General features: G+C 57.7%; 12 protein-coding genes. 6 read left to right on the forward strand and 6 right to left on the reverse strand.

The window, feature by feature from the left end:
• The first annotated feature begins 197 nt into the window (after nucleotides 1-197).
• Nucleotides 198-350 (forward strand): Hok/Gef family protein, encoded by a 153-nt coding sequence (locus IM267_RS03900; protein WP_063865490.1) that lies wholly within the window; start codon nucleotides 198-200, stop codon nucleotides 348-350.
• Between the two features lie 119 nt (nucleotides 351-469).
• Complete coding sequence (locus tag IM267_RS03905) at nucleotides 470-1,144, forward strand: tetratricopeptide repeat protein (RefSeq protein ID WP_107534477.1); 675 nt, start codon at nucleotides 470-472, stop codon at nucleotides 1,142-1,144.
• Between the two features lie 80 nt (nucleotides 1,145-1,224).
• On the opposite strand, the gene gltP is transcribed toward IM267_RS03905, so the two are convergent.
• Complete coding sequence (gltP, locus tag IM267_RS03910) at nucleotides 1,225-2,538, reverse strand: glutamate/aspartate:proton symporter GltP (protein ID WP_063449840.1); 1,314 nt, start codon at nucleotides 2,536-2,538, stop codon at nucleotides 1,225-1,227.
• Nucleotides 2,539-2,961: 423 nt separating this feature from the next.
• Here gltP and acs point away from each other — a divergent pair, with 423 nt between their 5' ends.
• The 3 genes from acs to actP all read left to right on the forward strand — a co-directional run bounded on the left by acs (nucleotide 2,962) and on the right by actP (nucleotide 6,969).
• A complete protein-coding gene (gene acs / locus IM267_RS03915; RefSeq protein WP_063865493.1) occupies nucleotides 2,962-4,920 on the forward strand; it encodes an acetate--CoA ligase in 1,959 nt (652 codons plus the stop codon).
• 88 nt (nucleotides 4,921-5,008) lie between these two features.
• Entirely contained in the window at nucleotides 5,009-5,323 is a 315-nt protein-coding gene (locus IM267_RS03920; protein ID WP_131637960.1) for a DUF485 domain-containing protein, read from the forward strand.
• Nucleotides 5,320-6,969: a cation/acetate symporter ActP gene (gene actP / locus IM267_RS03925; protein ID WP_193032827.1), complete on the forward strand. Its 1,650-nt coding sequence runs from the start codon at nucleotides 5,320-5,322 to the stop codon at nucleotides 6,967-6,969. The genes IM267_RS03920 and actP overlap by 4 nt, the downstream gene beginning before the upstream one ends.
• Before the next feature lie 32 nt (nucleotides 6,970-7,001).
• Here the strand turns inward: actP and IM267_RS03930 are convergent, their stop codons facing one another.
• Together IM267_RS03930 and IM267_RS03935 are read right to left on the reverse strand one after the other, a co-directional pair.
• Nucleotides 7,002-7,691, reverse strand: a complete 690-nt coding sequence (locus IM267_RS03930; RefSeq protein WP_102751355.1) for an LrgB family protein — start codon at nucleotides 7,689-7,691, stop codon at nucleotides 7,002-7,004.
• Entirely contained in the window at nucleotides 7,684-8,094 is a 411-nt protein-coding gene (locus IM267_RS03935) for a CidA/LrgA family protein (RefSeq protein ID WP_063865496.1), read from the reverse strand. The genes IM267_RS03930 and IM267_RS03935 overlap by 8 nt, the downstream gene beginning before the upstream one ends.
• A gap of 102 nt (nucleotides 8,095-8,196) precedes the next feature.
• Here IM267_RS03935 and IM267_RS03940 point away from each other — a divergent pair, with 102 nt between their 5' ends.
• On the forward strand, nucleotides 8,197-9,084 hold the full coding sequence (locus tag IM267_RS03940) for a LysR family transcriptional regulator (protein ID WP_063449846.1): 888 nt from the start codon (nucleotides 8,197-8,199) through the stop codon (nucleotides 9,082-9,084).
• A gap of 81 nt (nucleotides 9,085-9,165) precedes the next feature.
• Here the strand turns inward: IM267_RS03940 and IM267_RS03945 are convergent, their stop codons facing one another.
• The 3 genes from IM267_RS03945 to IM267_RS03955 all read right to left on the reverse strand — a co-directional run bounded on the left by IM267_RS03945 (nucleotide 9,166) and on the right by IM267_RS03955 (nucleotide 13,284).
• Nucleotides 9,166-10,812: a Na+/H+ antiporter gene (locus IM267_RS03945; RefSeq protein WP_063449847.1), complete on the reverse strand. Its 1,647-nt coding sequence runs from the start codon at nucleotides 10,810-10,812 to the stop codon at nucleotides 9,166-9,168.
• Nucleotides 10,813-10,965: 153 nt separating this feature from the next.
• Nucleotides 10,966-12,315 carry a guanine/hypoxanthine transporter GhxP gene (ghxP, locus tag IM267_RS03950; protein ID WP_063449848.1) on the reverse strand — a complete coding sequence of 450 codons (1,350 nt, stop codon included), beginning with the start codon at nucleotides 12,313-12,315 and terminating at the stop codon, nucleotides 10,966-10,968.
• A gap of 297 nt (nucleotides 12,316-12,612) precedes the next feature.
• Complete coding sequence (locus IM267_RS03955) at nucleotides 12,613-13,284, reverse strand: glutathione S-transferase family protein (RefSeq protein ID WP_063449849.1); 672 nt, start codon at nucleotides 13,282-13,284, stop codon at nucleotides 12,613-12,615.
• Nucleotides 13,285-13,473: the final 189 nt, after the last annotated feature.

The following is a 13,473-nucleotide window of genomic DNA, read 5'->3' on the forward strand; positions in this document are numbered from 1 at the left end:
GGAAATAAATTACATCTTTGCATTTTAATTCAGAGGGATAAGATATGCGGCGGGTGCTTAAGACTTTCTGTCTTGAGCATTGTTGAGGGACCGAAAGTGGAAAGCCCCGGGAAATGTGCATTTACCCGAGGCTACCCCTCAACTACCAACAGGTTGAGAGTAGCCTCTTATTCTTTTGTAAGCAAGGAGTAAAAGGCATGACGCCATTAAAAACTGCGTTAGGCATCGTCTTTATTATTTGCCTGACGATAGTGATCTTTACCTTTATTACTCGCGATAAGTTATGTGAGTTTTCAATAAAGAGTGAACATCAGGAGGTGGCGGCAAAATTAGCCTGCACCGCGGGCTAACCTCTTCGGGCGGAACGCGTGTCCGCCCGGCTTGTGGGATGCTGAGGTCTTACGCACCCGTTTTTTTCTTCTGTCGCCGCGATTATACTGCGCGGCGTGTACCCAGATGATAAGAATCCATGAAAACCCTTTTTCTGATGTTGTTCTTTTTAACCGCATTTGCCCATGCCGATGAGATTGGCGGCCAGTATAAAAAGCAGGCTGAAGCGGGCAATGCGCGCGCGCAGTATTATCTCGCCGATACGTACTTCAGCTCCGGTGACAAAATGCAGGCAGCGCTATGGGCCGAGAAAGCCGCGAAAGGCGGTGATGTCGACGCCATGGGGTTACTCTCGCAGATCCTCTTTACGCAGGGGGATTATGCTCAGTCCAAAACGCTGGCGCAGCAGGCCACCATCGCAGGCAGCAAGCGCGGCACAATTATGCTGGCGCGCATTCTGGTGAACACGCAGGCGGGTAAAACCGACTATCCCCAGGCCATCAAGCTCCTGCAATCGGCGACTAAAGATATCGATAGCGACGCGGCGGTGGACGCGCAGCTGCTGCTGGGGCTGATTTATGCCAACGGTGTTGACGTCCCTCAGGATGACGCGCAGGCCGCGTCGTGGTTTAAACGCAGCTCGTCACTGTCACGTACCGGCTATGCGGAATATTGGGCAGGAATGCTGTTCCAGCAGGGGGAGAAAGGGTTTATCACGCCGAATAAGCAGAAAGCGCTCTACTGGCTAAACCTGAGCTGTACCGAAGGGTTTGATACGGGGTGTGAGGAGTTTGATGCGTTGAGCGGAGAATAATGTGCCGGGTGGCGGCTTCGCCTTACCCGGCCTACAAAACCCGTAGGCCCGGTAAGCGCAACGCCACCGGGCTTAGGATGTTACTGGTCAGCCGTCTTATCAAAACGACCCAGCACCTCGCGTTCATACGCCAGCGCTTTTTTACGGTCGAATTTGTGTTCCCACTTGGAGATAACCAGCACCGCCAGCGCGTTACCCACCACGTTCAGCGCGGTACGCGCCATGTCGAGGATACGGTCCACACCGGCGATGAACGCCAGGCCTTCCAGCGGAATACCCACGCTGCCCAGCGTCGCCAGCAGCACCACGAAGGAGACGCCCGGCACGCCTGCGATGCCCTTTGAGGTCACCATCAGCGTCAGAACCAGTACGATCTCCTGCCACAGCGACAGGTCAATGCCGTACAGCTGCGCGATAAAGATCGCCGCAATACTCTGGTACAGCGTCGAGCCATCCAGGTTAAAGGAGTAGCCGGTCGGCACCACGAAGCTCGTTATCGACGCTGGCGCACCGTACGCCTCCATCTTCTCGATAATGCGCGGCAGCACGCTCTCGGAGCTTGCGGTGGAGTACGCCAGAATCAGCTCATCCTTCAGGATGCGGATCAGGATCCAGATACTCAGCCCGCACAGGCGCGCCACAATCCCCAGCACCACCAGCGCGAAGAACAGAATGGCGAAGTGCACCAGGATCACCAGCTTCGCCAGCGGCCACAGGGAGGCAAAACCGAAGTTCGCCACGGTCACGGCGATCAGCGCAAAGACCCCAACCGGTGCATAGCGCATGACCATGTGGGTGACTTTGAACATGGTTTCGGAGATAGAGCGGAACACGGTCACCAGCGGCTCACGGTGCGTTGCCGGCAGGGAGGAGAGCCCCAGACCAAAGAGGACCGAGAAGAAGATGATTGGCAGCATCTCGCCTTTCGCCATCGACGCGATAATGTTGGTCGGCACCAGCGACAGGATCGTGCCCATCAGGCCGTGAGCGTGGCTCTGCACGTCAGCGGTCGTGCTTTGATATTTCGAAATATCCACCGTCGCCAGCTGCGACATATCGATCCCGGAACCTGGCTGGAATACGTTCGCCAGGGTGATGCCAAGAATGATGGCAACCGTGGTGATCACTTCGAAATAGATAATGGTTTTTGCACCGATGCGGCCTAACTGCTTCGCATCACCTACCCCGGCAATACCGACCACCAGCGTCGAGATCACAATGGGCACCACAATCATCTTGATCAGATGAATAAAGATATCGCCCGCAGGGGAGAGAAGGTTCGCAATCAGCCACTCGCGGCTGTCGCTATGATAATGGAGGTAACTGCCCAGCAAGATGCCCAGCACAAGGGCCAGCAGGATCTGCCAGGCCAGGCTGACTTTCAAATTTTTCATAGAAACTGACTTCCTCAATGAAATCTCCGCACCAGCAAAACTGCATGAATATGGAGACATACTGAAAGGGTATGAATTGTGTTGCGTTGGTTTATGGGATTTTTTAACGCGCCGTATGAGTATCATTTGCACGGCATGCTGCGCAAGCCTTAAAGAACAAGGCATTTCACTGCAAAAAGGGTCACTGGCGGTAATTTATAGCAATTCGCATAAATAACCGTTTGTTATACAAAATATTTTCACTGCAAAAAAGTGAATAATTCTTTAGATGAATTATTTCCCTTCAAAGTTTCATTCGCTCAATTTTCATACGCTTCAGACAATGCGTGATCTGTCGCCCAAATACTAAACAAAGCTTGTAAAGCCCCTACTATTAACGTTTTTGCGACATATTATTAACATCTTACAAGGAGAAAAAAAGCCATGAGCCAAATACACAAACACGACATTCCCGCAAACATTGCGGACCGTTGCCTGATAAGCCCGGAGCAGTACCAGGAGAAATATCAGCAGTCTATTTCCAGCCCTGACGCGTTCTGGGGCGAGCAGGGCCACATCCTCGACTGGATCAAACCTTATCAGAAGGTAAAGAACACCTCTTTCGCGCCGGGTAACGTCTCCATTAAATGGTATGAAGACGGCACGCTGAACCTGGCGGCGAACTGCCTGGACCGCCATCTTGCCGAACGCGGCAACGAAACAGCCATTATCTGGGAAGGCGACGACGCCTCTCAGAGCAAACACATCTCCTATAAAGAACTGCACCGCGACGTCTGCCGCTTCGCCAACGTGCTGCTGGCCCAGGGCATTAAAAAAGGCGACGTGGTGGCTATCTATATGCCCATGGTGCCGGAAGCCGCGGTGGCTATGCTGGCCTGCGCGCGCATCGGTGCGATCCACTCCGTGATCTTCGGCGGTTTCTCGCCGGAAGCGGTTGCCGGACGCATCGTTGACTCTAATTCGAAGCTGGTGATCACCGCTGACGAGGGCGTGCGCGCCGGTCGCGGTATTCCGCTGAAGAAAAACGTCGATGAAGCGCTGAAAAACCCGAACGTGAAGTCCATCAATAACGTCATTGTCTTCAAACGTACGGGCGGCAACATCGACTGGCACGAGGGGCGCGACCTGTGGTGGAGCGATCTGATTGAAAACGCGAGTGACCAGCATCAGCCGGAAGAGATGAACGCGGAAGATCCGCTGTTTATCCTTTATACCTCCGGCTCCACCGGTAAGCCGAAGGGCGTACTGCACACCACCGGCGGCTATCTGGTGTACGCCGCGACGACCTTTAAATACGTTTTCGACTACCATCCGGGCGACATCTACTGGTGCACCGCCGACGTGGGCTGGGTCACCGGTCACAGCTACCTGCTGTACGGCCCGCTGGCCTGCGGCGCAACGACGCTGATGTTTGAAGGCGTACCAAACTGGCCGACCCCGGCGCGCATGTGTCAGGTGGTTGATAAGCATCAGGTTAACATTCTCTACACCGCGCCAACCGCAATCCGTGCGCTGATGGCGGAAGGGGATAAAGCCATCGAGGGAACTGACCGCTCTTCCCTGCGCATCCTCGGCTCAGTAGGCGAGCCGATCAACCCGGAAGCCTGGGAGTGGTACTGGAAGAAAATCGGCAACGAGAAGTGCCCGGTGATGGACACCTGGTGGCAGACCGAAACCGGCGGCTTCATGATCACGCCAATGCCGGGCGCCACGCAGCTGAAAGCCGGTTCGGCCACCCGCCCATTCTTCGGCGTGCAGCCTGCGCTGGTGGACAACGAAGGCAATCCGCAGGAAGGCGCCACCGAAGGCAACCTGGTGATCGTCGATTCCTGGCCAGGCCAGGCACGCACCCTGTTCGGCGACCATGAGCGCTTCGAGCAGACCTACTTCTCGACCTTCAAAAACATGTACTTCAGCGGCGACGGTGCGCGCCGGGATGAAGACGGTTATTACTGGATCACCGGACGCGTGGACGACGTGCTGAACGTTTCCGGCCACCGTCTGGGTACGGCAGAGATTGAGTCCGCGCTGGTGTCGCATCCGAAGATTGCCGAAGCGGCGGTGGTCGGCATTCCGCACAACATCAAGGGCCAGGCGATTTACGCCTACGTCACGCTGAACCACGGCGAAGAGCCGTCGCCGGAGCTGTATACCGAGGTGCGCAACTGGGTACGTAAAGAGATTGGCCCGCTTGCCACGCCGGACGTACTGCACTGGACAGACTCGCTGCCGAAAACCCGTTCCGGCAAGATTATGCGCCGTATCCTGCGCAAAATCGCGGCAGGCGATACCAGCAACCTCGGCGATACCTCAACGCTTGCCGATCCTGGCGTGGTGGACAAACTGCTCGAAGAGAAGCAGGCCATCGCGATGCCATCATAATCTTTTCTCCCTCTCCCCTCACCCTAACCCTCTCCCCATAGGGGAGAGGGGATAAAACAAACCAACCTTACCTCTGGAGATTTCTGTGATGAATCATGATATTTGTCAGCAGATAGAGAATAGTGCGCACTACAGGGAGCTCGTCGAAAAACGGCAACGGTTTGCCTTCATCCTTTCCATCATCATGCTGATTATCTACGTCGGCTTTATTCTGCTGATCGCCTTTGCGCCGCAGTGGCTTGGGACGCCGCTGCACGCCGGAACCAGCGTTACGCGCGGTATCCCGATTGGCATTGGCGTTATCGTTATTTCGTTTGTGCTGACGGGTGTGTACGTCTGGCGTGCGAACGGTGAATTCGATCGTCTTAATAAAGCAGTACTGCAAGAGGTAAAAGCATCATGAAGCGAGTCCTGACGGCGCTTGCCGCCACACTTCCCTTTGCTGCCCATGCGGCGGATGCCCTTACCGGCGAGGTTCAGCGCCAGCCCACCAACTGGCAGGCTATCGTCATGTTCCTGATTTTCGTGGTGCTGACGCTGTACATTACGTACTGGGCATCGAAACGCGTGCGCTCCCGTAACGATTACTACACCGCGGGCGGCAACATAACCGGCTTCCAGAACGGGCTGGCGATTGCGGGTGACTTTATGTCTGCCGCCTCGTTCCTCGGGATCTCCGCGCTGGTTTACACCTCCGGCTACGACGGCCTGATTTACTCCCTCGGCTTCCTCGTCGGCTGGCCGATCATTCTGTTCCTGATTGCCGAGCGCCTGCGTAACCTTGGTCGCTACACCTTTGCCGACGTGGCCTCCTACCGTCTGAAGCAAGGCCCTATCCGCATGCTCTCCGCCTGCGGTTCGCTGGTGGTCGTGGCGCTGTACCTGATTGCCCAGATGGTGGGCGCAGGCAAGCTGATCGAGCTGCTGTTCGGCCTGAACTACCACGTCGCGGTAGTGCTGGTGGGCGTGCTGATGGTGATGTACGTTCTGTTCGGCGGCATGCTGGCCACCACCTGGGTGCAGATCATTAAAGCCGTGCTGCTGCTGTTCGGCGCAAGCTTTATGGCCTTTATGGTGATGAAACACGTCGGCTTCAGCTTCAATAACCTGTTTACCGAAGCGATGTCGGTACACCCGAAAGGAGAAGCGATCATGAGCCCGGGCGGGCTGGTGAAAGATCCGATATCCGCGCTCTCGCTCGGTCTCGGCCTGATGTTTGGTACTGCGGGGCTGCCGCACATTCTGATGCGTTTCTTCACCGTGTCAGACGCGCGTGAAGCGCGCAAGAGCGTGTTCTACGCCACCGGTTTCATGGGCTACTTCTACATTCTGACCTTCATTATCGGCTTCGGCGCGATCATGCTGGTAGGGGCGAACCCGGCGTTTAAAGACGCGGCGGGCGCGCTGATTGGCGGTAACAACATGGCGGCGGTGCATCTGGCCGACGCGGTGGGCGGTAACCTGTTCCTCGGCTTTATCTCCGCCGTGGCCTTCGCCACCATCCTTGCGGTGGTCGCCGGGCTGACGCTGGCGGGCGCGTCTGCGGTATCGCACGACCTCTACGCCAACGTCTTCCGTAAAGGCGCGAGCGAGCGCGACGAGCTGAAGGTTTCCAAAATCACCGTGCTGGTACTGGGCGTGGTCGCCATTCTGCTGGGCATTCTCTTCGAGAAGCAGAACATCGCCTTCATGGTAGGGCTGGCCTTCTCGATTGCGGCGAGCTGTAACTTCCCGATCATTCTGCTCTCCATGTACTGGTCAAAACTGACCACCCGTGGGGCGATGATTGGCGGCTGGCTGGGGCTGCTGACGGCAGTGGTTCTGATGATCCTCGGCCCGACGATTTGGGTGCAGATCCTTGGTCACGAAAGCGCTATCTTCCCGTATGAATACCCGGCGCTGTTCTCCATTGCCGTGGCGTTTATCGGGATCTGGTTCTTCTCGGCCACCGACAACTCGCCGGAGGGTAACCTGGAGCGTGAGAAATTCCGCGCCCAGTTTATCCGCTCGCAGACCGGCCTGGGCGTTGAGCAGGGCCGCGCGCACTAAGCCTTTCTCCCCGGTCATGCTGGCCGGGGAGCTTAAAACATCACCCACGCCACCAGCGGCGCGATTAACACCATCGTCACGCCCGACAGCATCATCACCAGGCTTGCCACCACGCCCTCCTGCTGACCGAGTTCATACGAACGCGCCGTTCCCGCACCGTGCGACGCCGCGCCAAAGCCCGCCCCTTTCGCCATCCCTTCCCGAATAGACAGCCGCAGAAACAGCATATCGCCCACCGCCATGCCGAATACGCCGGTGACGACCACAAACAGCGCCACCAGGTCCGGCTGTCCGCCGAGCGGTTTGGCGGCCGCCAGCGCAAACGGCGTGGTCACCGAGCGCACGGCCAGGCTGCGCTGAATTTCATCGGAGAGGGTAAACAGCCGCGCCAGCCAGACGGAGCTACAGACCGCCACCACCGTCGCGGTGACGACCCCCGCGCTGAGCGACATCCAGTGGCGTTTGATAATCGCCAGGTTGTCATACACCGGCACCGCAAAGGCGATAGTCGCCGGGCCGAGCAGCCACAGCAGCCAGTGGGATTCACCAATGTAGTTCTGCCAGGAGATATGGCCGAAGACCAGCATCAGCACCAGCAGGATGGGCGTGAAGACCAGCGGCATCAGCGGCAGCGTGCGAAAGCGGCGATACAGGCGCTTGTTGGCAAAGTAGATGGCGACCGTCACGATCAGGCACAGCACGCTTATCTGAAAGTTAGTCATGCTTTTGCCTGCTGATTTCGAACCGGTACACCTTATCCACCACCCAGGCGGTGGCCCCCAGCACCATCAGCGTGCTCAGGGCAATAACCGCGAAGATGCGCCAGCCGTCGACCATCAGCAGCTGCGCATAGTTCACCACCGCCACCACGGCCGGAACGAAAAACAGCAGCATCTCCGCCAGCAGCCAGCGCGCGCCGGCGCGCACCCAGCTGAGGGGCAACGCGCGGCAGAGGATTAGCGCCAGCATCAGCACCATCCCCACCAGGTTGGCGGGTAAAGGCAGGTGCAGCCAGTCGACAAGATATTCCGCAAAAACAAACAGTCCCGCGTAGAGCAGTACCTGAACCGGGACCTGGAGTCGTTGCACAACGGCAGGCGTAACACGGCTTAACGCCACGGCCATGGGTTTTTTCCTCAGAATTGAGACGAGGCGCCAGTATAGTGAGCGTACGTCATCGACTGAAATGAATTAAAATCATCGAAGGTATAGTTTCGAGGAATAATCATGGACATAAGAACGCTGCGCTATTTTGTCGAGGTGGTTCGCCAGCAAAGTTTTACCCGCGCAGCGGAGAAGTTGTTCGTTACCCAGCCGACCATCAGCAAGATGCTGAAAAACCTCGAAGACGAGCTGAACTGTACCCTGCTTATTCGTGACGGACGCAAGCTGCTGCTGACCGATACCGGGCGCGTGGTGTTCGAGCGCGGGCTGGCGATCCTGGCAGAGTTCCGCCAGCTGGAGGCCGAGCTTGGCGACATTAATCACCTGACAAAAGGGCTGCTGCGGCTCGGCATTCCGCCGATGGTCGGCATGATGATGGCCGGGCCGATAAGCCTCTTCCGCCAGCGCTACCCCGGCGTTGAGCTTAAAATTTCTGAGTTTGGCGGCCTGACCGTGCAGCAGGCGGTGATCAACGGCGAGCTGGACGTGGCCATGACGGCCCTTCCCGTGGAGGAAGAGAGCGGGCTGGCAACGCTGCCGCTGTTCAGCCATCCGCTGTGTGTGCTGGTGCCTCGCTCCGGCGACTGGCTGAAGGTTGAGTCGGTGAACCCCGAGCGGCTCGGCGAGCACCCGCTGCTGATTTACAACGAAGATTTCGCCTTAAGCCGCCAGCTGATGGCGCTGTTTAATCACCATAACGTGAAGCCCCGTATTGCGGTGCGCAGCGGCCAGTGGGATTTCCTCGCGGCAATGGTCCAGGCGGGCGTGGGGATTGCCATTCTGCCGCAGCCGATTTGCGAACGGCTGGATAAAAACACGCTGCGCTGGATCCCGCTGGAGAGCGACCTGCACTGGCAGTTAGGGATGATCTGGCGTGAAGGGGTGTATCTGTCGCACAGCGCACAGGCGTGGCTGCAATGTTGTGAGGGGTTTTGGGTGCGGTCTGAATAGTGCCGGGTGGCGGCTTCGCCTTACCCGGTCTACGGTTCAAATGTAGGCCCGGTAAGCGCAGCGCCACCGGGCAACAACGCGCTACTGATTCTCTATCAACAGCGCTTCCAGCAGATCCAGATCGTGCAGCAGCTTTTGCAGCGTCTCGTTGCTGATCTGACGCGTCGCGCGCAGGTGATACAGCTCGGCACGCTCGGAGCGCAGCGCCGCCAGGCGGAAACGACGCTCGAGGTTCTCTTCCTGCAACGAACTTTCCACGTCGTTACGCCCGTCAGCACGACGGCGCAAATTACCAATCACGCGTGAACTGACTTCCTTCAGCAGCTGGTTATCAATGTTCTCTTCGGCATCGGCTGCAAGACGCTCCTCCATCTTCTCAATGGCGACAATCGCGACTTCCGCCGTCGCCGCGCGGGCAATCCGCTCTTCTTTATGCTGCTGCGAAGAGTCACCCGCATCAATGTGTTGCAGCAGAATCGGCAGCATAATCACGCCGACAAACAGCGAGAAGAGGATCACGCCCGCCGCCAGGAACACCAGCTCATAGCGCGCCGGGAAGACATCGCCCGTAGGCAGGAGCAGCGGAATAGAGAGCACACCGGCAAGGGTAATCGCCCCGCGCACGCCGGCGAAAGAGGCAATCAGCAGCTCGCGCGTGGTCCAGGAGCCGAACTCCATCGGCTTTTTCGTCAGGAAGCGAACGCTGAACTTTTTCATCGTCCACAGCCAGCCGAAACGCACCAGCATCAGCGCAAGGTAGATGAGCACGATATCGGTAAACAGCATCCAGACTTCAACGTTCGGATCGGCTTCTGCCGCGATCAGCGAAGATTCCATAATGCCCGGCAACTGTAGACCCAACAGCAGGAAGACCATGCCGTTGAACACGAATTCCAGCATCGCCCAGGTACTGTTTGCACGCAGGCGCATCGCCAGCGGCGCGCGGCGCATCACGCCGGAGCGGGTGATGGTCATCCCCGCGGCTACCGCTGCCAGAATGCCCGACACGCCGATATGTTCGGCAATCAGATAAGAGGCAAACGGCAGCAGGAACAGCAGAACGATTTGCGTCGCCGGTTCATCGCCGCCCCAGCGGCTGAGGAAGCGCAGCGAACGACCGTACAGCCAGCTCACCACAAAGCCTGCGAGGATCCCGCCAATCGCCACCTTGAAGAATTCCAGGGTCGCGCCACCAATGGTAAAGACCATGGTGCCCATGGCTACCGCCACGGCAAACTTCAGGGCCACCAGGCCGGAAGCGTCGTTCATCAACGCTTCACCCTGCAAAATGCCCATGATTTTCTTTGGAATGCGCCCTTCGCCTACGATGCCGGACAGCGCCACGGCGTCGGTCGGCGACAGCACGGCGGCCAGCGCAAAGGCGGGAATTAACGGGATACCCGGTACAGCCCAGTAGATCAGGAAACCTATCCCGACCACGGTAACGACCACCAGCGCCAGCGCCAGGCCGAAGATCTCTCGACCGTGCTCAAGAAATTCGCGCGTCGGCGTTTTCCACCCATCGGCAAACAGCAGCGGCGGGATAAACAGCACGAGGAACAGTTCCGGATCGAACTCCACGTGCAGGCCGAACGTCGGCCACGCCAGCAGCGCGCCGATGGCTATTTGCATTAAAGGCAGGGGGACCTGGAAGGGCAGTACGCGTGTAACCACCCCGGATAATGAGACCACAAGGGTCATGATGAGTATTGTGAAGAAAATTTCCATGCGTTCCCTGTTTGCTGTGTTTCTTTTTAAGCCAAACCTGAGGCGTCGTGCCTCTTATTCTATCCTCTCCAGAGTAACGCAAAAGGCAACGGGATGAGTCCTGAAAATAAAAACGGGCGGCCTGAGCCACCCGTTTTCGCATCAATGGATAATTTAGATTGCCCAGCCGCCCGCGTAGAACGCGACCAGCGCAACGGCGATCACCACGGTGCCGATGTTCAGCTTGCGCCACTCACCGGAGACCAGGCGGCCAATCACCAGCGAGGCGAAGCCGATCATAATGCCGGTCACGATGTTACAGGTCAGCACGATGAATACTGCGGTGATCAGGCCGGACATGGCGTCGACAAAATCCGCGAAGTCGATTTTCGCCACGTTGCTCAGCATCAGCAGGCCGACGTACATCAGCGCTGGCGCGGTTGCATACGCAGGCACCAGGTAGGAGAGCGGAGAGAGGAACAGGATCAGCAGGAACAGCACGCCAACGGTGATGGCCGTCAGGCCGGTTTTACCGCCTGCCGCCGTACCCGCTGCGGATTCGATGTACACCGCCGCAGGCGCCGCGCCCACCAGACCAGAGAAGACGCTGCTCAGGGAGTCGGTGGTCAGCGCTTTGCCGCCGTCGATAATCTGGCCGTCTTTATCCAGCAGGTTAGCCTGCCCCGCCACCGCGCGGATGGTGCCGGTGGCGTCAAACACCGCCGTCATCACCAGCGCCAGCACGCTTGGCAGGATCACCGGGTTCAGCGCGCCCACGATATCCAGGCTGCCGATCAGGGAGTTGCCGTTGTCGTCGCTCAGCGACGGCATGGCGAAAATACCGGAAAAGTGAACGGTCGGGTCGAAGATCAGACCGACGATGGACACGCCGATAATGGTCAGCAGAATGCCGCCCGGCACCTTCAGTTTTTCCAGGCCGATAATCACCGCCAGCCCCACCAGCGACATGATCACCGGGAAGCTCGCAAAGTTACCCAGCGCAACCGGCAGGCCGTCCAGCGGATTCTTGATGACCAGACCCACGCCGTTGGCGGCAATCAGCAGCAGGAACAGGCCAATACCGATACCGGTGCCATGCGCCACGCCCTGCGGCAGGTTGCGCAAAATCCAGCTGCGGATGCCGGTGGCAGAAATCACGGTGAACAGCACGCCCATCAGGAACACCGCGCCGAGCGCTACGGGGACGCTGATCTGCTGGCCCAGCACCAGGCTGAAAGCGGTAAACGCGGTCAGGGAGATGGCGCAGCCGATCGCCAGCGGCAGGTTCGCCCACAGCCCCATCACGATGGAGCCAACGCCCGCGACCAGACAGGTGGCAACGAAGACCGCCGCGGGCGGGAAGCCAGCTTTGCCGAGCATGCCCGGCACCACGATGACGGAGTACACCATCGCCAGAAACGTGGTCAGACCGGCAACAACTTCCTGGCGCACGGTACTGCCGCGAGCAGAAATTTTAAACATGGCGTCAAGTGAACCGCCGGTACGCGCAGATGGCGTAGACATAGAAAACATCCCCTGAAAATTTTTATTGAAAGTCCGTAAGCGTGGTGGAGACTCCACTGCCAGCGAAACGTCAAATCCTTGTGCTGCGTTTGTGACGAAAGGGGCGTCACAAAAAAAGCAAACGTTTAGCTCCGCGCTTACAAAACGGGTGGTCAAATGTAGGCAAACGATTATCTAGCCTAATACCCGCCCTTTTCAACTGAACTTTCTCGTTTTTCGCTAAAATGACCTCATGGCGATGAAGAATTAAGCAGAGGATGCGCAAACGTTATCGTCCATGCGCAATTTCGTTACATTTCACGCCTCGCCGGGGATGGTAAGCGGGCCGCCTTTCTCCAGCGTGGTCTGCCAGCCCGGGCGCGCCTCCACGTTCTGTTTCCATGCCGCTATGTGGCTGAGATTGTCGATACCGCCCCGCGCCAGCAGGGCGAAGATCGGAAAACTCATCTGGATATCCGCCATGGACAGCGCGTCGCCGGCAAACCAGGGGTTTTCGGCAAGATGCGCGTCAATAAAGCGCGCGTGCGTTTCCAGCTGGCGGTTGAGATATGCTTTCTGCACTCCCTGCCCCAGCGCTTTGCCCAGCGTGCGCAGGCCAAACGGTACCGGAGGCTTGCCGAGGCTGTTAAACACCAGCTTCATTAACAGCAGCGGCATCAGTGATCCTTCGGCGTAATGCAGCCAGAAACGGTACTGCACCTTGCTGGCGGGATCTAACGGTTTGAATCGTGACTCCGGATCGTACGTTTCCTGAAGATATTCCAGAATCGCCCCTGATTCGGCCAGAACCAGTCCGTTATCTTCGAGTACCGGGGATTTTCCCAGCGGATGCACTTTTTTGAGCGAGTCTGGCGCGAGCATGGTTTTTTCGCGCTGGTAGCGCACGATGTCGTACGTCAGACCCAGCTCCTCCAGCGCCCAGAGGACGCGATGGGAACGAGACTGGTTAAGGTGATGGACCGTTAGCATGATGTTCTCCGGTGATTGCTACTTTTTAACTATAGAAAACTGAACAACTTCACGAAAAAAATTCGGCTAAAATCCGATCGTCTTCGGTGGCAAAAACGGCAGCCAGGCATAAAATTAAAGTGTCAGTACAAAGCGGAACCTCCTCCACAAGCTCGACACGAGGGGTACTGATGTCGGGGGAAACCCTCC

The sequence above is a fragment of the Enterobacter cloacae complex sp. P15RS genome (genome assembly GCF_014895905.1).
Taxonomy (GTDB): domain Bacteria; phylum Pseudomonadota; class Gammaproteobacteria; order Enterobacterales; family Enterobacteriaceae; genus Enterobacter; species Enterobacter quasihormaechei.

Coding starts and splice junctions, on each gene's coding strand:
- IM267_RS03935 (WP_063865496.1), bottom strand. CDS start 8,094: ATGGCCGTGGCGTTAAGCCGTGTTACGCCTGCCGTTGTGCAACGACTC.
- IM267_RS03920 (WP_131637960.1), top strand. CDS start 5,009: ATGAATCATGATATTTGTCAGCAGATAGAGAATAGTGCGCACTACAGG.
- ghxP (WP_063449848.1), bottom strand. CDS start 12,315: ATGTCTACGCCATCTGCGCGTACCGGCGGTTCACTTGACGCCATGTTT.
- gltP (WP_063449840.1), bottom strand. CDS start 2,538: ATGAAAAATTTGAAAGTCAGCCTGGCCTGGCAGATCCTGCTGGCCCTT.
- IM267_RS03900 (WP_063865490.1), top strand. CDS start 198: ATGACGCCATTAAAAACTGCGTTAGGCATCGTCTTTATTATTTGCCTG.
- IM267_RS03930 (WP_102751355.1), bottom strand. CDS start 7,691: ATGACTAACTTTCAGATAAGCGTGCTGTGCCTGATCGTGACGGTCGCC.
- acs (WP_063865493.1), top strand. CDS start 2,962: ATGAGCCAAATACACAAACACGACATTCCCGCAAACATTGCGGACCGT.
- IM267_RS03905 (WP_107534477.1), top strand. CDS start 470: ATGAAAACCCTTTTTCTGATGTTGTTCTTTTTAACCGCATTTGCCCAT.
- IM267_RS03945 (WP_063449847.1), bottom strand. CDS start 10,812: ATGGAAATTTTCTTCACAATACTCATCATGACCCTTGTGGTCTCATTA.
- IM267_RS03940 (WP_063449846.1), top strand. CDS start 8,197: ATGGACATAAGAACGCTGCGCTATTTTGTCGAGGTGGTTCGCCAGCAA.
- actP (WP_193032827.1), top strand. CDS start 5,320: ATGAAGCGAGTCCTGACGGCGCTTGCCGCCACACTTCCCTTTGCTGCC.
- IM267_RS03955 (WP_063449849.1), bottom strand. CDS start 13,284: ATGCTAACGGTCCATCACCTTAACCAGTCTCGTTCCCATCGCGTCCTC.